The following is a 22,082-nucleotide window of genomic DNA, read 5'->3' as shown; positions in this document are numbered from 1 at the left end:
CGGCCCCCGGAACGTTCCGGGGGCCGCGCACCGGACGTGAGGGAGACTTGACGTGGCCGAGACAACGACCGCACCGCGGCGTCCCGCGCGCCGCCTTGGCGACAGGGCCAGGGAGAACATCGCGGGCTGGCTCTTCGTGGCACCGGTGGTGGTGATCCTCACCCTGTTCATGCTGCTGCCGATCGGGATGGCGCTGTGGGTGAGCCTCACCGACTGGAACGGGCAGGGCAGCCCGTTCCGGGCGCAGGTGCCGTTCGTCGGCGTGGACAACTACACCGAGCTGTTCACCCAGGACAACCTGAGCCGCCTGAACTTCATGACGAGCCTTCGCAACAACTTCTACTACGTGCTGGTCGTGGTGCCCGCCCAGACAATCCTGGCACTCGGCCTGGCGCTGATCGTCAACCGCCGGCTGCTGAAGGGCAAGACCTTCTTCCGCACCGCGTTCTTCTTCCCCTCGGTGACCAGCTCGGTGGCGATCAGCGTCCTGTTCCTGTTCATCTTCAGCAACTCCGGCGCGGTCAACCAGCTGCTCGCGTTCGTCGGCGTCGACGGGCCGCCGTGGTTCTCCGACGCGCGGGGCGTGCTGCACGTGCTGCTGGGCTCCGTCGGCCTGGTCGATCCCGAGGCGCCCCCCGCGGCGCTGACCGCCGGCGGCCCGTTCGGGCTGTCGTGGTGGGACTGGCTGTCGGGCCCCAGCGTGGCCATGTGCACGATCATCATCCTGGTCGTCTGGACCACCTCGGGCACGTTCATGCTCATGTTCCTCGCCGCGCTCCAGGACATCCCGGTGACCCTGGAGGAGGCGAGCATGCTGGACGGCGCCGGCTCCCGCCAGCGCCTGCGCTACGTGACGCTGCCGATGCTCAAGCCGACCCTGTTCCTCGTCCTCACGCTCGGCCTGATCGCCACCTGGCAGGTCTTCGACCAGGTGTACGTGATGAGCCAGGGCAAACCCGCGAAGACCACCCTGACCCCGGCCTTCCTGTCGTACCAGACGGCCTTCAAGGAGCTGGACTACGGCTCCGGCGCCGCCATCTCGTTCGTCCTGTTCGTGCTCATCGTGGTGCTGGCGGCGTTCCAGCGGTGGGTCATGCGCGACAGGGACGCCAAGGGCGGCGGCACCGCGAGGCGCCCCGCGCTTCGCCCCGCGTCACGCCCCGCGTCACGCCAGAGGAGGGCATGATGTCCGCGGTCAAGACCCGTTCCGCCCCCGCCCGTCCGGAGGGGGCGGGCGGGGGGATCCGCTCGCTGGTCTCCACCTTCGGCGGGTACGCCGTCCTGGTCTTCTTCTCGCTGGTCTTCCTCTACCCGTTCGTCATCCAGGTCGCCAACGCGTTCAAGACCGAGCCCGACGCCGCGGCCAACCCGCTCTCACCGATCCCCGACCCGGTGACGATGGCCGGTTTCGAGCGCGTGTTCGCCGACACCGGCATGCCGCTGTGGCTGGGAAACTCGCTGCTGGTGACCGTCGTCATCACCGTCGGCCGGGTGTTCCTCGACTCCCTGGCCGGGTACGCTCTCGCCCGGTTGCGCTTCCGGGGGCGCAGGGCGCTCTTCACCGGGATCGTCGCGATCATGGCGGTCCCGGGGGTGGTGCTGTTCATCCCGAAGTTCCTGGTGCTGAACCAGCTCGGCATCTACGACAGCTACACCGCGCTGATCCTGCCGATCATCGCGGACGCGGCCGGGGTGTTCATCATGAAGCAGTTCTTCGAGTCGATCCCGGTGAGCGTGGAGGAGGCGGCGCGGATCGACGGGGCGGGCCGGTTCCGCACCTTCTGGTCGGTGGTGCTGCCGATGGGACGCCCCGCCGTCATCACCCTGACGATCATCTCCTTCCAGAGCAGCTGGAACGAGTTCCCGCACACCCTGGTGGCCGTCCAGGACCCCAGCCTCTTCACCCTGCCGCGCGGCCTGGCCGACCTGGTCAGCGGCTCCCTCGGGCTCGGCAGCCAGTATCCGCTGAAGCTCGGCGCGGCGGTGCTCGCGACCATCCCGGTCGCGATCATCTTCGTGATCTTCCAGCGCTACTTCATCCGCGGCGCCAACGAGGGCGCGGACAAGGGTTGACGAAGCGCGACGAGTAGCGCGTCCGTACCGGGTAGGTCTGGGGAATGCTCATCTTCGGTTTGCGTACCGTGGTCCGTCAGCTCGGGGTCGTGACCCTGATCTGCCGCAACTGCGGCAACACGGCGGCGCAGGTGCTGTCGCGACGGGTCACCAAGTTCAGCCTGTTCTTCGTCCCGCTGTTCCCGGTACGGACGAAATACGGAATGCAGTGCACCTTCTGCGCGGCCTCGTACACGATCTCCAAGGACGAGGCGACCCGGCTGGCGGTCCACTGAGACCCCCGCCCACCTGCGCACATAACGGACTATCAGATTAAAGGGGGAATGTGTCTGAAACAAACAAAGAAGTGTTGATTATTTACACTTGTCGTGTTTCTGCTTTACGGTGCCGAATCAGCCGGTGTCCGGATGGGACCCGGACCCCGATTCCCGAGGAGGCTCCGTGCAGAACGCACGGCCGCGCTCGCACCGCCGGTCAGCCGCGATCCTGTCCGCCGTTCTCGCCGCCCTGCTCCTCGTGCCCGCCCAGGCGGCGGGTGCCCGGTCGGCGGGCCCCCTGGCGGACGCCTTCGCTCGCGCCTCCGCCGCGTACGACGTGCCGCGCGACCTGCTCGTGGCGCTCGCGTACGCGGAGACGCACCTCGACGGGCACGACGGCGAGCCGAGCGCGAGTGGCGGGTACGGGGTCATGCACCTGGTCAGCAACCCCGCCGTGCGCGTCCTGGAACGCGCGGCCCAGCTGACCGGCCGGCCGGCGGCGACGCTGAAGACCGACGACGCGGCCAACATCCTCGGCGGCGCCGCGGTGCTGCGCTCTCACGCCGACGCGCTCGGCCTCGACGCCACCGCCAGGAAGGACGCCGGGCGGTGGTACCCGGCCGTGGCCAAATACGGCAACGCCTCCAGCTCCGAGACGGCCAGGCTGTACGCCGACACCGTCTACGACCTCCTCGGCAAGGGCGTCCGGGCCACCGCCGCGGACGGCGAGGTCGTCACCGTCACCCCCGTGGAACTGCAGACCGACCGCGGCGTCTACGAGGGCGTGCGGGAACTGGCCGCCAAGGCCCCGAGCCCGGACTACCCGGCCGCGAGCTGGGTGGCCGCCCACGCCGGCAACCGGACCGCCGCGAGCAGGCCGGGAAGCTCCAAGATCGACCGGATCGTCGTCCACGTCACCCAGGGGGCGTACGCGGGCACGCTCTCCTGGTTCCAGAACCCCAGTGCGAAGGTCTCCGCGCACTACGTCGTCCGCTCCTCCGACGGCGACGTCACCCAGATGGTCCGCGACAAGGACGTCGCCTGGCACGCCGGGAACCGGTCCTACAACACCAGGTCGATCGGGATCGAGCACGAGGGGTTCGTCAACAAGGCCTCCTGGTTCACCGACGCGATGTACCGCGCCTCGGCGGCCCTGACCCGCGCCCTCTGCGACAAGTACGGCATCCCCAAGAACCGCTCGCACATCATCGGGCACAACCAGGTCCCCGGCGCCACGCACACCGACCCGGGCTCCCACTGGGACTGGGCCAAGTACATGCGGTACGTCACCGGGAACACCGCCCCCTGGTCCGCGACCGCCGACAACTCCACCTCCGGCGCGTTCACCTCGAGCGCGAACTGGACCGCCTCCGCCGCCGCCGCCGGGCGCCACGGCCCCGACCACCGCCAGGCCAGGCCGGTGACCTCCAGCGACGTCGCCTGGTACCGGTTCGCCGTCCCCGCCGCGGCCACCTACCAGGTCGAGGTCTGGTACCCGGCCGCCCCCGGCCACAACAGCTCGGCCCCGTACATCGTCGCCACCTCCGCCGGGAGCAGGACGGTCTACGTCGACCAGCGCGCCGGCGGCGGCGCCTGGCGAAGTATCGGGACGTTCTCCCTGAAGGCCGGGACGTACAACGCCGTCGGCGTCAGCCGCTGGACCTCCGGCACGGGACTGGTCGTCGCCGACGCCGTCCGCCTCACCCGGCTCTGACGGCTCCCGCCCGCGGCACCACGCGGCCCGCGCCCCCCCCGGGGCGCGGGCCGCACCCGTCCGGAACTCCACGTCGGAAGTCCTCTCCCGCGAAAGAGCCCTGCTCCGGTCCCCGGGCCCCGGGACACCCCGCGACCGGGGGTGACCGGTCAGCCGGTCGCCACGTGTTCCAGCAGCCAGTCGGCGAGGGGGCGGACCTTGCGCCAGCCGTCGCGTACCTCGGTGAGCGCCTTGCGGCCCTGGAGCCTGGACTTCGCGACGGCCCGCTCGGCCCCCAGCGACTTGTGACGGATCAGCTCGATGCGCGGGTGGTCCGCGGAGTAGCCGCGCGGCTGGGTCTTGACGCGCTCGCCGACGAGCTCGAACCCGTCCCGCACCAGACGGTCGGTGATCTTGACGAGTTCCTTGCCCGGCCCGTCGGCGTCCACCGCGGACCGGTAGCGGGCGGTGTCGGCGGAGTCGAAGGAGTGGAAGCCCGCCCCCAGGAGCATCCCGTCGGCCTGGAGCTGGAGGTAGTAGCCGACGGTGCCGCCCACGCCGACCGTCACCCCCTGGTAGGTCTTGTACGGCGACTTGTCGTCGGTGAACCTGGTGTCGCGCTGCGGCCGGAACAGCTTGGCCTGCCCGAACTCCTCCTCCAGCTCCTCGAGCAGGGCGAGCAGCGGCTCGCGGACCTCGCTCTCGTAGGTCTCCTTGTTCCTGTGCCAGTGTTCGCGGGTGTTGTCGGCGGCGAGTGCCTCGTAGAAGGCGAACGCCTTCCTGCCGATCCCCTGGAAGCCGGTGATGTCCTCTCTCCTCTCCTGCGCTCAAGCTCGTACGCTCACAGCATGCCCGCGAATCGCTCGACGACCTCGCAGGCCTGCTCGGCGTTCAACCTCGGGTCGCAGGCCGTCCGGTAGCGCGACAGGGGCGGCGGCGCCGAGAACGGGCGCGGGGCGGACACGCACTCCGTCACGTCCTGCGGCGTCATCTCCAGGTGCAGCCCTCCGGGATGCTCGCGCAGGGAGCGCAGGATCCGGACGAACGCGGTGGTCTCCTCCAGGATCGCCTCCATCGGCCGTGTCTTGACCCCCGTGCCCATCCGCATCGTGTTGCCGTGCATGGGGTCGCACACCCACACCACGGGCGTACCCCGCCTGGCGACCTCGCCCACCAGCTCGGGAAGCAGGCGCCGGATCCGCGCGCTGCCCATGCGCACGATGAAGGTGAGGTGGCCGGGGATCGCGCCGGGGTTGAGCAGGGTGCTGAGGTGGACCGCCTCGGCCGGGCCGATCGACGGGCCGATCTTGACGCCGACGGGGTTGGCGACCGACGAGGCGAAGGCGACGTGCGGGCCGTCGACGGAGCGGGTCCTGTCGCCGATCCAGACCGAGTGCGCCGAGGAGGCGTAGCGGCCCGCGGCGCCGTCCCTGGCCAGGGGGTACTCGTAGTCCAGGAGCAGCGCCTCGTGCGAGACGTGCACCCGCTCGGTGACCTCGCGCCCCTCCCAGGAGGCCCGTACGGCGGCCAGCACGCGCCCGGCGCAGTCGTAGGCCCGCAGCAGGCGGGTGGGATCGGCGAAACGGGCGCCGGGCTCGGCCGCCGGGCCGTTGACCGCGTCGCCCCGGTAGGTGGGGATGACCCCGCCACCGGGGGCGCTCTCCCACGACTCGGAGCGCGGCTTGCCGTACTGCCCAGCCATCCGGCCTATCGCCACGACGCCGGCGCCCGAACCGGCGCGCAGGCGGCCGGACAGGGAGTGGAGCTGGTCGACCTTCCTGCCCGTCTCCTCGGCGTTGGCCTCGCGAAAACGCTCGGCGCAGTCGCCGCCCTGGAGCACGAACGCCTCCCCCCGCGCGACCCGCTCCAGCGACTCCGCCAGCGTCGCGCACTCTTCCTCGGTGACCAGCGGCGGCCGGGAGCGCAGCTCTCGCCTGACCTCCTCAAGGGCCTCCGGGTCGCTCCACTCCGGCTGCTGGGCGGCGGCTCCGATGGCCGTGGTGGTCGTGGTGGTCGTCGTCTTCACGATCCGTCACCGTCCTTGAGCCGGGCGCGGAGCTCGGCCTTGTCGACCTTCCCCACCGGGGTCAGCGGCAGGGCCGCGACCACCTCGATCCTGTCAGGCACCTTGTAGGCGGCGACCCCGCGTTCGTGCAGGAAGGCCGCGATGGACGGCAGGTCGAGGGCGGCACCGGGGCCGGCGTTCGTAACGGAGTCTGTGCCGGCGTTCGTGGCGGTGGCGACGAGGTAGGCGCACGAGCGCTCCCCCATGAACTCGTCCGGCATGGCGACCACCGCCGCGGCGCGGACGCCCGGGTGGGCCAGCAGATGGTCCTCCACCTCGTCGGCGGGCACCTTGTCACCACCCCGGTTGATCACGTCCTTGACCCGGCCGGAGATGACGAGATGGCCCGACGGGGTGAGGCGAGCCAGGTCGCCGCTGCGGAAGAAGCCGTCCGGGGTGAAGGCCGCGGCGTTGTGGTCGGCGGCCCGGTAGTAGCCGCGAATGGTGTAGGGACCGCGGGCGAGGAGCTCGCCGACCTCGCCGGGGGCCACCTCCTCGCCGTCCTCACCGACGATGCGCACCTCGTCGGCCGGGGAGATCGGCTTGCCCTGCGTGGTCTCCAGCAGCTCGTCCGGGTCGTCGCCGCGGCTCTGGCTGAGCAATCCCTCCGCCATGCCGAAGGACTGCTGGACCCGCCCCAGTTCCTTGCCCACCCGGCGGGCGAGGTCCGGGGAGACAGCCGCCCCGCCGACCTGGACCAGGCGGAGGCTGGACAGGTCCTGGGGCGACCAGCCGGCCGCCTCCACCCACAGCAGCGCGAGGGAGGGCACGAGGCCGGTGACGGTCACCCGCTCCCGCTCGATCAGGGGGAACGCCTCGTCCGGGCTGGGTGCCGGGGAGAGCACGACCGTGCCGCCCGCCTGCAACGTGCCCAGCACGCCGGGGCAGCCGAGCGCGTAGTTGTGCGCCACCGGCAGGGCCGCGAGGTAGACCGAGGTCTCGTCGAGACCGGCGTTCTCCGCGCTGACCCTGATGTTGTACGCGTAGTCGTCGTGCGTGCGCGGGATGAGCTTGGAACGGCCGGTGGTGCCGCCCGACAGCAGGAACAGCGCGACGTCACCCGGCTCGGGTCCTCGCGGCGGGGAGTCGCCGCGTTCGGGGTCCGCTCCGTTACCCGCCTGGGGGGCGGTTTCGAGGTCCGCTCCGGGACCGGTTCCGGTGCCCGCCCCGAGGCCGGCTCCCTGGCCCGCCCCGGGAGTGGTTTCGGGGACGACCTGGGGGCCTGCTTCGAGGTCGGCGAGAGCGGTGAACTCCTGCGGGTCGCCGACGACGAGCACGTGCGCGAGCGACGGCGCCTCCGCCCGCACCTGGCGGGCGAGCTCACGGTGGTCGAACCGCTGGAAGACGTCGGGGATCACGTACGCGACGGCGCCGGTGGCCTCGGCGAGGTGCCCGATCTCGCTGCCGCGGTGGGGCGGCAGCGCCAGCACCGGCGGCGCGCCGAGACGGAACAGCGCGAAGCACAAGACCACCAGCTCCGGAACGTTCGGCAGCTGCACCAGCACGCGGTCACCGCGGCCGATGCCGAGGCGGCTCAGGCCCGCCGCCAGCCGGTCGGCCCGCTCGTCGAGCTCACGGTAGGTCCAGCGGTCCTCCCCCGCCACCAGCGCGGTCCGGGAGCCGTGGGCGGCGGCGAGGCGGCGCAGCAGATCGCCGAGCGTCTCGCCGCGCCAGTAGCCCTCCCTCCGGTAGGAGGCCGCGACCTCCGATGGCCATTCCACACATCCGGCAAGCATGGGTCTCCTTTCCCGGCGGCCCCCGCTTCCGGGGAGCCACCGGTTGCCCGGCGGCCCCGCGGGGCCACCCGTTCCTCGGCGTCCGCCCTCAGGGGGCCACCTGGTCGATCCGCCAGCCGCCGCCCTCGCGGCTGTAGCGGAACCGGTCCTGGACCTCGTCGGCGCGGCGCTGCCAGAACTCCACCTCTCCCGGCACCAGGCGGTAGCCGCCCCAGTGGACGGGGCGCGGCACCTCCTGACCGGAGAAACGCTCGCCGACCTCGGCCAGGCTCTCCCGGAGCTCCTGCCCGCCGTTCACGATCCGGCGCTGGTCGGTCGCCCACGCGAGCGACTGGATCCCCCTGGGCAGGGTCGCGAAGAAGGCGTCCGACTCCACGTCGGGGATCCTGGCCGCCTCGCCCTCGACGCGGACCTGGCGGCCCACCTCCAGCCAGCCGAAGCAGAGGGCCGCCCGCGGGTTGACGGCGAGGTCGGCGCCCTTGCGGCTGCCGTGGTCGGTGAAGAACACGAACCCGTGGTCCACGTAGGCCACGTCCACCCAGCGGGCCGACGGACGGCCCGCGTCGTCCGCGGTCGCGAGGACGGCGGACGAGCTCGCCGGACGGGCGGCGGCGAGCCACTCGTCGTGCCAGCGGCGGAACTGCGCCAGCGGGTCGCTCTCCAGTCCCGAGGGCTCCACCCCCTCCCTCCGGTAGGAGGCGCCCAGCCGCGAGAGTTCTGCTGTCATCGACATCTTTATTCCCTCTGTTGAATGTCTTTCGGCACCATGCCACGGCTGGCATGCTTTAAACGCTAATGCCTATAATTGAGAGACGCAATGTCAACCGGAGATCGGAGAGAGCCGATGAATACTCGCGCGCAGGAGGCCGCGGGAAATCTGCTGGCGCGGCACAGGGAAATAACCGGGCCGCAGACGTTCCGCCTGCTCGGCCTCGAATGGGACCTGTTGCCCGGCGTCTACGCGCCCCACCTGGCCCAGTCGTCGGCGCTGTACGCCGAGTGGATCCCCTATCCCCTGTTCGGGAGCTTCTGCGAGGTCGGCAGCGGCACGGGCTACATCGCCGTGACCGCCGCCCTGCGCGGCTGCGCCGAGGTGGCCGCGATCGACATGAGCCGGGCGGCGGCCGACAACACGCGGCGCAACGCCGAGCGGCACGGCGTGGCCGATCGTGTCCGCGTGAGCTGCGGAGACATGTTCGAGCCGCTGGGCGAGGACGAGCGCTTCGACATGATCTACTGGAATTCCAACTTCGTCGAGGCACCGGCGGGAGAGGCCTCGGCCGACGACCTCGACCGGGCGTTCTTCGACCCCGGATACGCCGCGCACGAGGCCTACCTCGCCGGCGCCGCGGCCCGCCTGCACCCGGGCGGCAGGCTGCTGCTCGGGTTCACCGACCTCGGGAACGCGTCGTTGATCGACGAGATCGCCACCGGGCACGGCTGGCGCCAGGTCACCCTGCGAGCCGCGGAGTGCCTCGCGCCGCAGGGCCGCATAAACTACCGGCTGATCGAATTCCTCCGAGCCTGAAAAGGCTCGGAGGAATTCTTCCTCCACATTTATCCGGCACCGTTCCCCGACAATTCCCATCGGTTCCCGTCGGAATGGTCACCGGCTCCCGATGATCACCACGGCGAATTACCGGCGCCGGTAGAGCCGAACGGAAAGTGGTGCCGATATCGCGGTCACCACCACCGTCCACGCCAGCGTGAAGAGCACCGGCGCCGCCACCGGGCCGCCCTGCGACAACCCCACGAGGGCGTCGCCGCCCAGGGAGAGCGGGTTGGCCCGCACGATCGGCTGCAGGAAACCGGGGAACTGCTCGAGCGGCACGAAGCCCGACGACAGGAACAGCAGAAGGGTCACCGGGGTGTTGAGCGCGCCGCTGACCGCCTGCTCGCTGGACGCGGTCAGCGCCACCACCATCGCCAGCCACAGGAACATCGAGGCGAACAGCAGGACGACCCCGAAGAAGGCCAGGGCGGCGAGCGGTCCCTGGGTGAAGCGGAAGCCGGCGAGATAGGCCACCGCGGTGGTGGCCACCGCGACGATCAGAACCCGCACCAGGTCTCCGGCCAGCCTGCCCGTCAGGACGGAGAGCCTGCCGATGTCCATCGCGCGGAACCGGTCGACGAGGCCGGTCCTCAGGTCGGTGTGGAAGCCGATGCCGGTCCCGACCGCGCCGTAGGCGGCACTGAACAGGATGATCACCGGGGCCAGGCGGTCGATGTAGGCGCCGCGGGTGGCCGCGCCGACCAGCTCCCCGAAGACCAGCAGCATCAAAAACAGCAGGATGACCGGGAACATGACCGTGTCGGCGACCAGCTGCGGCGTCTTGAAGAACCTTCGCAGGTTGCGGCCGGCCAGCAGGCCGGTCTCGGTGAGAGTGTTCATGTCGCCCTCCTGAACGCCCGCACGGCCGCCAGGGAGAACAGGACCAGCAGCCCCGCCATCCACAGGAGCGCCCGCGTCACCGGGCCCGCGGTGGGTCCGCCCTCGGCCAGCGCCCGCAACGCGTCGATCACCGCGGTGACCGGCTGGAGGCTCACCACCGGCTCCAGCCAGGCCGGGAACGCGTCCGCGGGCACGAACGCCGAGGAGATCATCAGCAGCGGCATGTAGATGAGATGCAGGGTGGAGGAGACCGTCTCGGGCTCCTTGGAGGCCAGACCGAGCGCGCTCGTCCCGGCGGAGAGCGTGAGCGCGAACCCGACCGCCAGAGCCACGAATCCGAGCGCCGCGAGCGGCCCGGCCTCGAAGCGGAAGCCCGCGACGTATCCGGCGGTCACGATCACCGCGATCGCCAGCAGCGCGCGCAGCACGTCGGCGGCCATCCGGCCGACCACCACGGCGCCGCGGTTGATCGCGAGCGCGCGGTATCGCGCGAGGATGCCCGAGCGCCGGTCCGAGGCGAAGAAGAACGCGGTGGAGATGGCGACCGAGAACATCCACTGCACGACGAGTGCCGGTGGCAGGAACTGCGCGTACTCGATGCCCTTGACCTGCACCAGGTTGCCGAACAGGGCGAGGAAGCCGAACACGAAGATCACCGGGAAGACGATCATGGTGCTGATCGTGTCGGACACCGAGGTGAGCCGGATGTTGCGGCCCGCGAGCAGCATCCCCTGCCGCGCGAGGTTGCCGAGCCCGCGCTCGGTCCGCACCGGCACCGCGGTCACGGCCCGGCTCCCTGCCGCGCGGGCCCGCTCTCCCCGACCCTCGCCGGACCGCCGTCACCGGAGCGCGATCCGGCGTCCCGGTTCCCGGAACCGTCGGAGCCGCCCGGCCCGCTTCCCGCGTCACCGTCCGCCGCGCCGTCGTTCACCACGCCATCGTCCGCCGCGCCACCGTCTCGGGTGCCGCCGTCTCGGGTGCCGCCGTCTCCGGCGGCACCGGGCGCCGTCCCGGTCAGCGCGAAGAAGACGTCGTCGAGCGTCGGGCGGCGCAGTGCCACGTCGTCGGGCTCGACGCCCGCGTCACCGAGGATCCGCGCCACCTCCGCGACCGTGCGGACGGTGGCTCCGGGCACGGTGATGACGCCGTCGTGCTCGGCGATGCCGTCCATGGGGCCGTCCATGGCACCGCGCAGGGCGCCGAGCGCCTTCTCGCGTTCGGTCGCGGACTCGATGTGGACGGCGCAGACGGTGCCGCCGACCTGGTCCTTCAGCTCCCGCGGGGTCCCCTCGGCGATGACCACGCCACCCTCGACGACGACGATGCGATCGGCGAGGCGGTCGGCCTCCTCCAGGTACTGGGTGGTCAGCAGGATGGTGGTGCCGCCGCTGCGCAGGCCGGAGACGACGTCCCACACCTCGCGCCGCCCGGCGGGGTCGAGTCCCGTCGTGGGCTCGTCCAGGAAGATCACCGGCCGTTCCACCACGAGGCTGGCCGCCAGGTCCAGCCTGCGGCGCATCCCTCCCGAGTAGGAGCCCACCGGGTCGTCGGCCGCCTCGGTCAGCCCGAATCCCGACAGGAGTTCCCCGGCGCGCGCGTGGGCCGCCTTCTTGCTCAGCTTCAGCAGGCGGCCGAAGAGCACCAGGTTCTGGCGCCCGGTGAGGACCTCGTCGACCGCGGCGAACTGCCCGGTGAGGGCGATGGACGCCCGCACGCCGACCGGGTCGCTCACCACGTCGTGGCCGGCGACCGTGGCGCGCCCGCCGTCCGGCGGGAGCAGCGTGCTGAGACAGTTGATCACCGTGGTCTTGCCGGCGCCGTTCCTGCCGAGCAGGCCGACCATGCTGCCGGGCTCGACCGAGAACGACACGTCGTCCAGGGCCACCTTCTTGCCGAAGGTCTTGCGGAGGTGGTCGACGTCGATGCCGCCTCCGTTCATGGTGGTGCCTCCCTAGTGTGAGAAGTGATCCCATCCATATGCCCGGGGGGAGAGCGGGAACCCGGATCAGCTCGCCTGGGCCTCCTGGTTTTCCTCCTTCACGGGCGTCTGCTGGTGAAAGATCAGCTTCCAGCCGCCGTCGTGCCGCACGTAGGCGCTGGTCATGTAGAGCTGGAAGGTGAGATCGGTCTGGCTGAGCCGCACGACCGCGCGGTAGGTGATGATCGCGCTGTCGCCGGTGAGCGGCAGGACCTTGACGTCCTCCAGTTTGTAGTCGTCGAACGGTGAGGGGTTGGCGTCGATGTCGGCGGCGAGCTCGGCTCCGGTCTGCAGGCCGTCGGGCTCGACGCACAGCGTCTCCTCCGTGACCAGCCGCCGGTAGAACTCCCCGTCGCCCTTCGAGATCGCGCTCCAGCCCTGCTCCTCCAAAAGGAGCAGTTCCTTCTCGATGGCACCGTTACCCATGATGATTCCTCTCTTTGGCGATGTCGTGGAATTTCAGGAGTGTTAGGGGGTCGAAGGCCACGGATCGACCGGGCCGCAGGCGCGCACCACCTCCTCGACCACGTCGGCCTCGCCGGGGAGCAGATAGAAGTGGTCGCCGGGGAAGGTCCGCAGGGTGAACGCGCCGGAGGTGTGACGCGCCCACGCGGCGGCCTCGTCGCCGTCGACCTCCGGGTCGGCGTCCCCGACGAAGACGTGGACGGGAGTCTCCACCGGCGGCGCGGGCCGCGTCTCGTACGTCTCGATCAGGTGGTAGTCGGCGCGCAGCGCGGGAAGCACGAGCTCGCGCAGGTCGGGGTCGGTGAGGACCTCCTCGTCGGTGCCGCCGAGCTTGCGCAGGTCGGCCAGGAGCGCCTCGTCACCGCCGAGGTGAACCTGCGTGTGCCGGGCGCGGTCGGGCGCCGGGCGCCCGGAGACGCACAGCCCGGCGAGGGGCCCGCTTCCGCCCTCCTCGAGCCGCATCGCCACCTCGTGGGCGACGGCCGCGCCCATGCTGTGGCCGAACAGCGCGAGCGGGCGGTCGCACAGGGGGCGAAGCGCCGCGGCGACGGGACCGGCGAGCGCGTCCATGTCGGGGGCGAAGTCGTCCTGGATGCGGTCCTGACGGCCGGGATACTGGACGGAGTAGAGCTCCACACCGTACGGCAGCCGCGCGGCCCACGTCCTGAAGAAGCCGGCCGCGCCCCCCGCGTGCGGGAAGCAGACCAGCCTCAGGCCGGGCACGGACACGTCCCGGTAGCGGCGCAGCCATCGCGCCAGCAGGTCGTCACCGGTGATCGTCATAGGGGCACCTCCTGGTGTTCTGCGCTCATCGCGGACATCAGATCACCGGCCGACAGCGGGCTGGGAGGCGGCCCGGCGAGTCGTTCCGGATAGCCGAGGACCGCCGCCACATCCTGCCACGCCTTGCTCACGGAGAGATGATATTGCCCCTCCTTCAGGGGGTCCCGGTTATTCCGGACGGCCTCCCACGCGGCGTCGATCGCCCGCCCGGCCCCGGCCGGCCACATCTCGCCGAGGATCTCCCGGTAGCTGGGGGCGCGCGCCGGGCCGATGGGCACGCAACTGGGGAAGTCGAGGTGCTCGTCCTCGGCGCCGTCGAGCGCGGTGAGCTCCCTGGCGCGGGCCGGCAGGTGCGGCCGGGGCGACCACAGCACGGGGCCGTGGGTGTTGACCAGCGTGAGCGTGCCGCCCTCGGTGCCGAGGGTGATCCGGTGCAGGAGGTGGGCGTGGTTGTCGGGGTCGGCGGGGTGCAGCTGGTTCTGCACCCGCAGGGTGAGCGGGACACCCGCCAGCACGCCCTCGACGGTACGGAAGGGCGGCGCGCTCTCCGACAGCCGCCGTACCGCCTCGGGCAGGCCGCCCGGCTCGGCGAAGCCCCACGGCCGCAGCCCGCCGAGGGCCTGACCCAGGATGTCGAACATGGTGTAGGAGACCTGGACGCCGCAGGCGGCGTCGACGAACAGCGCGGGCCCGCGGGCGAGCAGCGTCCTGGCGGCGGCCACGAACCGCCGTACCGGATCGAGGTGGACGTAGTGCGTGTTGACCCGGAAGACGACCCGGTTGCGGCGGGCGGCGCGCAGCGAGGCGGCGAGCTCGTCGTGCAGCAGCGGCGCCTCCTGCAGCACGTGGACGCCGCGTTCCATCAGCCTGGCCGCCACCTGGCTGCCGGGGCCGCCGTTGACGTCGGCGAGGAGCACCACGCAGGCCAGGTCGACGTCGTCGGGTGTCTCGTCCACGTCGGTGAACAGCGGCACCCCCGCGCGCTCGGCGCACAGGCGCGAACGCTCGCCTCCCCTGGCCAGCACTCCGGCGAGCTCGAACGGCGTGCCCGGCCGTTCCAGCGCCGCCAGGTGCACCCGCCCGAAACCGGTGCCGCAGACGATGACGCGTGGCCGGTCGCTCACAGGACCCCCTCCTCCACCGGCGCGGCGTGCGCCGCCCCTTCGACGATCTCCAGGCGGGTGACCCGCGGGTCGTCGAGAAGCGCGGCGAAGACCCGGCCCGGGTCGAGCACGTCCGCCGCCTCGCCCGGCCCCGGCGGGACCCGTCCGGCCTCCACCGCCTCCACCGCCGCGGCGGCGACCGCCGCGGTCAGCTCGTAGCCGTCGGCCGCGCGCGCGAGGAGCGTACGGGTCACGGCCGCGCCACCGGACTCCCCGGACATCTCGAAGACCAGCTGGAAGTACGGGGAGCGCCCGAACGCCTCCAGCCGGGAGACCCGCACCAGTTCCGCGGCGGCCTCCTCGGCGTCCATGTCCTGGAGCCTGCCGAGCGCGGCGGCCGTGAGGTCGCCGTCGAACACGCTCGCCCACTCGACCTCGGCGAGGCCGAGTTCCCTGGCGAGCCGCTCGGTCTCGGCGGCGAGGTAGGGGTAGGTGTCGACCCTGCCGGGGAAGTGCGGCACCCGCACGCCCATGCCGGGGCGCAGCGCGCGCGGGATCACCTGGTGGCCGCGCCAGGCGGCCAGCGGCGTGGCGTACCCGCCCGACAGCGAGGCCACGTAGTCGAGCGCGGCCGCCGGCGTGAACAGGTCCAGGCCGCCGGTGTACGCCCGCAGCCGCTCGGGCCGGTCGAATCCGGCGGCGAGGTGGCGGGGCAGCAGCGCCGACAGGCCGGGCATCATGCCGGCCGACAGGAGCGCGACCGATCCCGGGCTGTCGCGGGCCGCGCGGAAGACGCCGTCGAACGCGGCGGCGTCCCCGGCGACGTCGACGTAGTGGGCGCCCGCGGCCAGGGCCGCGCGGGCGGCCGTGTCGAGAATCACGCATGACGGCCCGGCGCAGTTGAGCACCAGGCGGCAGCCGTCGCAGAACGCGGCGAGCGAGGCGGCGTCGGCGATGTCCACGGCCACGGCCTCGTCGGCGGGGCCGCGGGCGGAGGCGAACCGCCCGGCCCCGTCGCCGGGGCCGGGGGCAGAGGCGGGGCCGGGGCCGGAAGCGGGGCCAAGGCCGGGGTCGGGGCCGTTTTGCTCGGCCAGCTCCCTGACCCTGCCGAGATCCCTGCCGCCCAGCCGGAGCGGGCCGATGCCCGCCTCGCGGAGCCTGCGCACGGCGGAGCGGCCGACCGCCCCGTAGCAGCCGAGGATTCCGACGGCTCTCATCGCTCCCCCTGTATCCGGTCCAGCACGTCCGCCACCTGGTCGACGTTGGGCGGCTGCAGGCAGGAGAAGTGGTCGCCGGGGATGTCGACCACGTCCAGGTCCCCCAGGCACAGGTCGCGCCAGAAGCCGGTCATGTCGTCGCGCAGCCACGGCAGGAACCTGGTGTCGCCGAGCTGCCGCAGGAAGGTGATGTCCCCCGCGTACGGCTGGGGAGTGTGTTTGCCGACGGCGTCCAGGCTGTGCTTGACCACCCGGAAGAGGGAGTTCACGTGCCGCTCGACCTCCCGGTCGGAGTGGGCGGCGGTGGCGGCGCGGCCGATGGCGGCCAGCCTCTCCTCGGGGGCGACGGCGGCGAGCCGCCGGAAGTCGGCGGCGGCGGCCTCCACGGCCGGGTCGCCGGTGAGTTCCGCCACCCGGCCCCTGGGCACCCGCTCGGGGTTCTCGTCGAGCAGGAGCTCGAACACCCTGGACATGACGTCCTCGTCGCCGGGGTAGCCGGCGTCGGCGGGGTCGACGCCCATGACGCGGGCGAAGACGTACTCCGCGACCAGCTCGTCCTCGATGACGCGAGGCAGGGTGTAGCTGCTGATCACGGTGAGGGTCTCCACGTCGGCGCCCGCCTCGGTGAGGTGCCTGGCGACCTCGGTGGCCAGCAGCCCGCCCATGCAGTAGCCGACGACGTGGAAGCGGGTGGAGCCGCTGTCGAGCAGCGTCCTGGCGTAGCGGGCGGCGCGGCGCTCGATGAGCCCCTCCGGCTCCTCGGCGAGATAGGGCTCCACCTCCGTGACGGCCAGGCCCGCCAGCGGGCCTCCCTTGTCCGCCAGGCGCCGGGCGAGCGCGCGGTACGGGGCCAGCGTGCCGCCGCCCTCGTGGACCAGCACGCGCATGGCCTCGCCGCTCTCGCCGCCGTCGCTCCCGTCGTCGCCGAGGCGCACGAGCGGGGAGGCGGCCTGCCGGGTGCCCTGCTCCCCCTCGTCCTGCGAGCGGCGCAGGTGCTCGGCCAGCGCGGCCACGGTGGGCCGGTGCAGGATCTGCCGGACGAGGTCGTCCCAGAACACGTCGCGGGTGGCGGGGACCTCCTCGCGCAGGCGCGCGGCGAGCTTGGCGATGACGAGGGAGTCTCCGCCCAGCTCGAAGAAGTCGCCGTCCCTGGTGACCTCGGGCAGGCCGAGGACCTCGGCCCACACCGTGGCAAGCGCGCGTTCGAGGTCGTCGGCGGGTGGGCCTCCGGCCGCGGCCCGCCCGGCGACGGCGCGGGGCAGCCAGGAGCGCAGCGTGTCGTGGTCGATCTTCCCGTTGCCGGTGAGCGGGAGGGCGTCCACGACCTGGACGTGTCCGGGGATCATGTACTCGGGGAGCCGCTCGGCCAGGTGCCGGGTGAGGCCGGGCGCGTCCAGCCGCGCGCGGTCGTTCTTGAAGCGGGCCGCGAAGACGCTCTGGCCGAGGGTGACGGTGGCGTCGCCGGGTCCCGGCAGGCAGAGGGTGGCGTCGGCGCCGGCCTCGGTGAGGAGTTCCAGCCACTGCTCGCGCTCCAGGAACGTCTGGTCGCGGCCCTTGCGGAGGTCCTCGTAGTCCCACTTGCGCGGGTCCTTCTCCGGCATCATGAACTCCATCGAGGTCATGATCTGGTAGCTGTCCTTGGTGGTGTCGATGAAGACCAGCCAGCCGCCGGGCGCCAGCATCTCCCTGAGCCTGGCCAGCACCCGGCCCGCGTGGCGGGCGTTGTGCAGCACGTTGGCGCAGAGGATGACGTCGAAGGAGCAGGCGGTGTAGCCCTGCTCGCGGTAGTCCTGGTTGATGTCGAACAGGCCGTAGCGCACCCAGGGACGGTCGCCGAAGCGCTCCCTGGCCTCGTTGAGGAAGAAGGGCGAGACGTCGCTGAACAGGTAGTCGACGTCGAAACCGTCCAGCGCGGGGATCATCTGCGCGCTGGTGCCGCCCACACCCGCCCCGACCTCCAGGACGTTCAGGCGTCCCTCGTGGCGCCCGGCGATGTCGGTGAGGATCGCGATGGCGGCGTGGTTGACGTAACGGCTGATGATGTTCTCGCGATAGGCGGCCTCGGATATCTCCAGGCGGCCCTCGGGGAACAGCAGCGGCAGCGGGTCCATCTCGTCGCGGACGAGCTCGGGCAGGTGCTCGGTGCTGGTCCTGAAGTAGTCGATGAGCTCGGCCTTGTAGCTGTCCTCGCGCTGCAGCTCGCCGACCTGCCGCCAGGCCTGTTCCAGGTCGTCGGCACCAGCCGTGCGCAGCGCGCGGAAGCGGCCGGACTCGCGCTCCAGCAGCCCCTCGTCGACCAGGACCCGCAGCCACCTGCGGACCAGGCGGTGGTGGCGGGGCGCGGCCCCGGTGGCGGCCAGGATCTCCTCCAGGGTCGCCTCCTGCCCGGCCGTCTCGAACAGTCCCCGGCGGCGCAGCGCCCACATCATGCCGAGCACCGCGGCCCGGTCCAGGCGGCCGAAGAACTCCAGGAGCTCCGTGCGGTCGATGTGCCGGGTGTGCGCGTCGCCCGCCGCCGATCCCGCGGCGGTCATCTCCGGCACCGGGTCGCCGGCGTCCGGCGTTCGTTCGAGGCGGACCGGTTCCACGAACGCGGCCAGCCGCCGGTCCAGGCCGGTGCCCTCGACGAGCACGTCCGCCGCGGCGACCGCCGGGTGGGCCTGGACGGCCGCCTCGACCTCGGCGAGCTCGATCCGGTGCCCGCGGATCTTGACCTGCCGGTCCTCGCGGCCGAGGAACTCGATGGTGCCGCCGGGGTGGTAGCGGCCCAGGTCGCCGGTGCGGTAGAGACGCTCACCGGTGACCGGGTGCGTGACGAACCTGTGGGCGGTCTTCTCCTCGTCGCCGAGGTAGCCCAGGGCCAGCCCCGCCCCGCCGATGTACAGCTCGCCGGGGACGTGGTCGGGGCACGGGCGCATGTCCTCGTCGAGGACGTGGAAGGTCTGGTTGGCCAGGGGCGTGCCGTACGGGATGCTCCGCCAGCCCTCGGGGACCTCGCCGATGGGGTGGTGGATCGACCAGATGGCGGCCTCGGTGGCCCCGCCGAGGCTGACCAGCTCCAGCCCCGGCAGGCGGCCCCGCACCCGGCCGGGGAGGTTGACCGGGATCCAGTCGCCGCTGAGCAGCGCCAGCCGCAGCGACGTCAGGCCGGGCTCCGGCTGGGAGCTGAGGTAGTGGTCGAGCATCTGGAGCTGCGCGGGGACGGAGTTCCAGAGCGTGACGCCGTGCTCGGCGATCAGCCGGGCCCAGTGCGCGGGGTCCCCGCGGCTGCCCGCGTCGGGAAGCACGAGGGTCCCGCCGAGGGCGAGCGGGCCGAAGATGTCGTAGACCGACAGGTCGAAACCCAGGCCGGCCAGGCCCAGGACCCGGTCCTCGGCCGTCACCGCGAAGCGCCGGTTGATGTCGGCGACGGTGTTGAGCGCGGCCCGGTGGGAGATCATCACACCCTTGGGGGCGCCGGTGGAGCCCGAGGTGTAGATCACGTACGCGAGGTCCCCCGGGTCCACGGCGGACGCGGCGCCGTCCGGGCCGGACGGGGCGGAAACGGCGTCGTTCGGGCGGAGCAGGAAGGAACCGGCACCGTCCGGACCGGACACCGAGGATCCGGCACCATCCTGACCGGACACGGAAGATGCGGCACCGTCCGGGCGGAGCACGAAGGAACCGGTACCGTCCGGACCGGACACCGAGGATCCGGCACCATCCGGGCGGAGCACGAAGGAACCGGCACCGTCCGGGCCCGACACACCGGATCCGGCACCGTCCGGACCGGACGCGCCGGGCAGGAGGTCGACGTCGATCGCGCCCTCCGGACGGTCGCCGATCCGCGACTGGGCGAGCACGTGGCGGACGCCCGCGTCGGTGAGGATCCTGTTCCGCCTGGCGGGTGGCTGCCCGGTGTCCACCGGCAGGTACGCGCCGCCGGCCAGCAGCGTGCCGAGCACCGCGACGACCTGTTCCCACCCCTTCTCCATCATGACCGCGGCCAGGTCGCCCCGGGCGAAGCCGCGCGAGGCCAGGACCCGCGCCACGTCCTCCGCCCTGCCGAGCAACTCGCCGTAGGTGAGGGTCCGGCCGCCGGAGACGACGGCCGGCCTCTCGGGCGTGCGGCGCGCCTGGGCGACCACCGGCTCGTGCAGCAACCCCGAGGGCATCGGCGCGGCGGTGTCGTTGACCTTCTCGCGCTCGCGCGCCTGCGCGGCGGGCAGCTCGACCGGGCAGGCGGCGTCCCACGCCTCGTCCGTGTCGGCCAGCTCGCCGAGCAGGCCGGACAGGGCCTCGAAGGCGCCCTCCACGACCCCCTCGGGGAACACGCCGTCACGGACGTCCCACCTGACCTCCAGCGCGCCGCCCTCGACCACCGCCTGGCAGTCGATCCACACCTGCGGCGTCTGGCTCGCGCCGTACACGACCTCGGCGAGGCCGCTCATCCCCTCGTGCCCGGCGGCCTCGTCGCTGAGCCCGATCGTGCTGGTGAACACCACGGGCATCAGCGCGGCGCCCCGGCCCCGGCGGCGGGCGATCTCCCGCATGAGCTCCACCCCGGAGTAGAGGCGGTGGTCGAGGTCCTCCCAGAGCCGGTCCTGGATCGCACGGGCCCGGTCGCGGAACGCGGTGCCCCGCCCGCCCTCGACGGCGAGGAGGCTGACGGTGGTGAAGTCACCGACCAGCTCTCCCACCTGCGGGTGCAGCGGCTGCCGGTTGAGCAGCGTCAGGTTCAGCGAGAAGCGGGGGCGGCGGCTCCAGCGTCCGACGACCTCGGCGAAGGCGGCCAGCACCGCCGTGGAGGGGGTCACGCCGTGCGCGCCCGCCCGGGTGCGCAGGCGCGCCCACCGCTGCGGGTCGAAGGTGACCTGGTGGCGGGTGAAGCGACGGCCTGCCTCGGTGGCGGCGTTCTCCCGTACGGGCAGCTCGGGCGGGCCCGGCAGGTCGTCGGCGCGCCCCTCCCAGTAGTCGCGGTCGCGCTCGTAGGCGGCTCCGTCGCGCTGCCGCCGGGCGGCGAGCAGGTAGTCGCGGAAGCCGATCTCCAGGGCGGGCAGGTCGTGGCCCGGATCGAGGTAGAGCCGCTTGAGCTGGGTCAGCAGCAGCTGGATGCTGAGGTAGTCGGCGATCAGGAAGTCGATGGACACGTGCAGCACGGCCCGGTCGCCGGCCTGGGTGACGCGCAGCTCGAACAGCGGCCACGTGCCGGTGTCGTAGACCCGGTGGTCCATCTCGGCCCTGACGGCCTCCAGGTGGGCCTCCACCTCCCGGGCCGGGCGCCCGCGCAGGTCGGTCACGCGCACCCGGTAGTCGGGGACGTCGGCCTGGATCCGCTGGTAGCCGTCGACGTGGACGACCGCGCGGAGCATGTCGTGGTGGCCGATCAGCCGCTGCCAGGCGGCCTCGAGGCGGGGCGGGTCGAGCTCGGCGAAGGCCAGCTCGGCGTAGACCTGGCAGGCGGTGCCGCCGAAGTCGAAGGCCTCCCTGCGTCCCAGCATGTAGGCGGCCTGGACGTCGGTCAGCGGGAACGGCTCGTGCCGGTCCGCCGGTTCCGGGGTCAGTGCCGCGGCGGGCTCGCGCAGGCACTCCAGGAGGTCGTCCCGGTACGCGGAGAGCTGTGCCCTCCGCTCCTCGGTCATCACGCCCTGCGGTGCCCGGAAGCGCAGCCGTCCTGATTCCTCCCACAGGCGTACGCCCAGGTTCTCTAGTTCCGCGATGAGCTGACCGGCTGTCATACGACGCCCTCCTCGAAGACTCCTGTCTCCTGCTGTTCGATCAGGACCGCGTGTTCGGCGACGGTCGGACCGGCGAATATCCGCCTCAGAGCGAGCTCCACGCCGAAGGCGCGGCGGATCTCCTCGGCGAGGCGGGCGGCCAGGATGCTGTCGCCGCCCAGGGTCACGAAGTTCTGGTGGCGGCCGACCCGCTCCATGCCGAGCAGCTCGCACCAGATGCGGCCGAGCCTCTCCTCGACGGGGCCGGACGGCGGCTCGTCCTCGGCCGCCGCGGGGACGTCCCGCTCGGCGAGCCTGGCCAGCGCGGCGCGGTCGACCTTGCCGTTGGCACTGAGCGGGAACCGCTCCAGCAAGGTGACGGTGGCCGGTACGGCGTAGGCGGGCACGCGCTCGGCCAGCCATTCGGTGAGCGCCCGGGGATCGGCGTCGGCGACGACGAGGGCGGCCAGGCGGCGTGCGGGCCGGCCGACGGTGGTGACCACGGCGTGGCGTACGGCCGGGTGGGCGTGCAGGGCGGTTTCGATCTCGCCGAGTTCGATGCGGTGCCCGCGGACCTTGACCTGATGATCCAGGCGGCCCAGGAACTCCAGGGTGCCGTCGGGC

The 22,082-nt window shown here is 72.3% G+C and carries 18 protein-coding genes; 5 read left to right on the top strand and 13 right to left on the bottom strand.

All coding sequences use genetic code 11. The annotated features are described in order from the left end of the window. Positions 1-52: 52 nt before the first annotated feature. From AB0G15_RS27975 to AB0G15_RS27960, 4 genes are all read left to right on the top strand, one after another. Positions 53-1,186, top strand: a complete 1,134-nt coding sequence (locus AB0G15_RS27975) for a sugar ABC transporter permease (RefSeq protein ID WP_362845455.1) — start codon at positions 53-55, stop codon at positions 1,184-1,186. Continuing rightward, positions 1,186-2,073 (top strand): carbohydrate ABC transporter permease, encoded by an 888-nt coding sequence (locus AB0G15_RS27970; protein ID WP_362690945.1) that lies wholly within the window; start codon positions 1,186-1,188, stop codon positions 2,071-2,073. The genes AB0G15_RS27975 and AB0G15_RS27970 overlap by 1 nt, the downstream gene beginning before the upstream one ends. Positions 2,074-2,117: 44 nt before the next feature. Next, positions 2,118-2,348 (top strand): zinc-ribbon domain-containing protein, encoded by a 231-nt coding sequence (locus tag AB0G15_RS27965; protein ID WP_362845453.1) that lies wholly within the window; start codon positions 2,118-2,120, stop codon positions 2,346-2,348. A gap of 166 nt (positions 2,349-2,514) precedes the next feature. Then, positions 2,515-4,044 (top strand): N-acetylmuramoyl-L-alanine amidase, encoded by a 1,530-nt coding sequence (locus tag AB0G15_RS27960; protein WP_362845451.1) that lies wholly within the window; start codon positions 2,515-2,517, stop codon positions 4,042-4,044. Between the two features lie 149 nt (positions 4,045-4,193). Here AB0G15_RS27960 and AB0G15_RS27955 read toward each other — a convergent pair whose 3' ends face one another. The 4 genes from AB0G15_RS27955 to pdxH all read right to left on the bottom strand — a co-directional run bounded on the left by AB0G15_RS27955 (position 4,194) and on the right by pdxH (position 8,551). Then, positions 4,194-4,811: a DUF2461 domain-containing protein gene (locus AB0G15_RS27955; protein WP_362845543.1), complete on the bottom strand. Its 618-nt coding sequence runs from the start codon at positions 4,809-4,811 to the stop codon at positions 4,194-4,196. A 53-nt stretch (positions 4,812-4,864) separates the two neighbouring features. After that, positions 4,865-6,049 (bottom strand): 3-deoxy-7-phosphoheptulonate synthase, encoded by a 1,185-nt coding sequence (locus AB0G15_RS27950; RefSeq protein WP_362845449.1) that lies wholly within the window; start codon positions 6,047-6,049, stop codon positions 4,865-4,867. Beyond that, positions 6,046-7,824, bottom strand: a complete 1,779-nt coding sequence (locus AB0G15_RS27945; RefSeq protein ID WP_362845447.1) for an AMP-binding protein — start codon at positions 7,822-7,824, stop codon at positions 6,046-6,048. Before AB0G15_RS27945 ends, AB0G15_RS27950 begins: the two co-directional genes overlap by 4 nt. Before the next feature lie 88 nt (positions 7,825-7,912). Then, positions 7,913-8,551: a pyridoxamine 5'-phosphate oxidase gene (gene pdxH, locus AB0G15_RS27940; RefSeq protein ID WP_362845445.1), complete on the bottom strand. Its 639-nt coding sequence runs from the start codon at positions 8,549-8,551 to the stop codon at positions 7,913-7,915. Between the two features lie 117 nt (positions 8,552-8,668). On the opposite strand from pdxH, the gene AB0G15_RS27935 reads away from it, so the two are divergent. Then, on the top strand, positions 8,669-9,352 hold the full coding sequence (locus tag AB0G15_RS27935; protein ID WP_362845443.1) for a methyltransferase domain-containing protein: 684 nt from the start codon (positions 8,669-8,671) through the stop codon (positions 9,350-9,352). A 108-nt stretch (positions 9,353-9,460) separates the two neighbouring features. Here AB0G15_RS27935 and AB0G15_RS27930 read toward each other — a convergent pair whose 3' ends face one another. From AB0G15_RS27930 to AB0G15_RS27890, 9 genes are all read right to left on the bottom strand, one after another. Then, positions 9,461-10,216, bottom strand: coding sequence for an ABC transporter permease (locus AB0G15_RS27930; RefSeq protein WP_362845441.1), 756 nt, complete (start codon positions 10,214-10,216; stop codon positions 9,461-9,463). Then, the gene (locus tag AB0G15_RS27925; RefSeq protein WP_362845439.1) at positions 10,213-11,001 is read right to left on the bottom strand and encodes an ABC transporter permease; all 789 of its coding nucleotides are present in this window, start codon (positions 10,999-11,001) and stop codon (positions 10,213-10,215) included. Before AB0G15_RS27925 ends, AB0G15_RS27930 begins: the two co-directional genes overlap by 4 nt. Beyond that, on the bottom strand, positions 10,998-12,155 hold the full coding sequence (locus tag AB0G15_RS27920) for an ATP-binding cassette domain-containing protein (RefSeq protein ID WP_362845437.1): 1,158 nt from the start codon (positions 12,153-12,155) through the stop codon (positions 10,998-11,000). Before AB0G15_RS27920 ends, AB0G15_RS27925 begins: the two co-directional genes overlap by 4 nt. 66 nt (positions 12,156-12,221) lie before the next feature. Then, on the bottom strand, positions 12,222-12,620 hold the full coding sequence (locus AB0G15_RS27915; protein ID WP_362845435.1) for a nuclear transport factor 2 family protein: 399 nt from the start codon (positions 12,618-12,620) through the stop codon (positions 12,222-12,224). A gap of 42 nt (positions 12,621-12,662) precedes the next feature. Then, entirely contained in the window at positions 12,663-13,442 is a 780-nt protein-coding gene (locus AB0G15_RS27910; RefSeq protein ID WP_362845433.1) for an alpha/beta fold hydrolase, read from the bottom strand. Next, positions 13,439-14,566: a Gfo/Idh/MocA family oxidoreductase gene (locus tag AB0G15_RS27905; protein WP_362690900.1), complete on the bottom strand. Its 1,128-nt coding sequence runs from the start codon at positions 14,564-14,566 to the stop codon at positions 13,439-13,441. The genes AB0G15_RS27910 and AB0G15_RS27905 overlap by 4 nt, the downstream gene beginning before the upstream one ends. Continuing rightward, entirely contained in the window at positions 14,563-15,762 is a 1,200-nt protein-coding gene (locus tag AB0G15_RS27900) for a saccharopine dehydrogenase NADP-binding domain-containing protein (RefSeq protein ID WP_362845431.1), read from the bottom strand. Before AB0G15_RS27900 ends, AB0G15_RS27905 begins: the two co-directional genes overlap by 4 nt. After that, positions 15,759-21,479, bottom strand: a complete 5,721-nt coding sequence (locus tag AB0G15_RS27895; protein ID WP_362845429.1) for an amino acid adenylation domain-containing protein — start codon at positions 21,477-21,479, stop codon at positions 15,759-15,761. The genes AB0G15_RS27900 and AB0G15_RS27895 overlap by 4 nt, the downstream gene beginning before the upstream one ends. Further along, positions 21,476-22,082 (bottom strand): phosphopantetheine-binding protein (locus AB0G15_RS27890; RefSeq protein WP_362845427.1); only part of this gene is annotated, 607 nt, incomplete at its 5' end. The genes AB0G15_RS27895 and AB0G15_RS27890, both read right to left, overlap by 4 nt.

Origin of the sequence: Streptosporangium sp. NPDC023825, from assembly GCF_040639575.1 — a bacterium.
Taxonomy (GTDB): Bacteria; Actinomycetota; Actinomycetes; order Streptosporangiales; family Streptosporangiaceae; genus Streptosporangium.
Note: the sequence above shows the minus strand (reverse complement) of the source record. Positions and strands in the feature narration are given on the sequence as shown.

Excerpts from the sequence above, each read along its gene's own strand:
- pdxH (WP_362845445.1), bottom strand. The coding sequence starts at position 8,551 with ATGACAGCAGAACTCTCGCGGCTGGGCGCCTCCTACCGGAGGGAGGGG.
- AB0G15_RS27935 (WP_362845443.1), top strand. The coding sequence starts at position 8,669 with ATGAATACTCGCGCGCAGGAGGCCGCGGGAAATCTGCTGGCGCGGCAC.
- AB0G15_RS27895 (WP_362845429.1), bottom strand. The coding sequence starts at position 21,479 with ATGACAGCCGGTCAGCTCATCGCGGAACTAGAGAACCTGGGCGTACGC.
- AB0G15_RS27965 (WP_362845453.1), top strand. The coding sequence starts at position 2,118 with ATGCTCATCTTCGGTTTGCGTACCGTGGTCCGTCAGCTCGGGGTCGTG.
- AB0G15_RS27970 (WP_362690945.1), top strand. The coding sequence starts at position 1,186 with ATGTCCGCGGTCAAGACCCGTTCCGCCCCCGCCCGTCCGGAGGGGGCG.
- AB0G15_RS27945 (WP_362845447.1), bottom strand. The coding sequence starts at position 7,824 with ATGCTTGCCGGATGTGTGGAATGGCCATCGGAGGTCGCGGCCTCCTAC.
- AB0G15_RS27920 (WP_362845437.1), bottom strand. The coding sequence starts at position 12,155 with ATGAACGGAGGCGGCATCGACGTCGACCACCTCCGCAAGACCTTCGGC.
- AB0G15_RS27915 (WP_362845435.1), bottom strand. The coding sequence starts at position 12,620 with ATGGGTAACGGTGCCATCGAGAAGGAACTGCTCCTTTTGGAGGAGCAG.
- AB0G15_RS27910 (WP_362845433.1), bottom strand. The coding sequence starts at position 13,442 with ATGACGATCACCGGTGACGACCTGCTGGCGCGATGGCTGCGCCGCTAC.
- AB0G15_RS27930 (WP_362845441.1), bottom strand. The coding sequence starts at position 10,216 with ATGAACACTCTCACCGAGACCGGCCTGCTGGCCGGCCGCAACCTGCGA.
- AB0G15_RS27900 (WP_362845431.1), bottom strand. The coding sequence starts at position 15,762 with ATGAGAGCCGTCGGAATCCTCGGCTGCTACGGGGCGGTCGGCCGCTCC.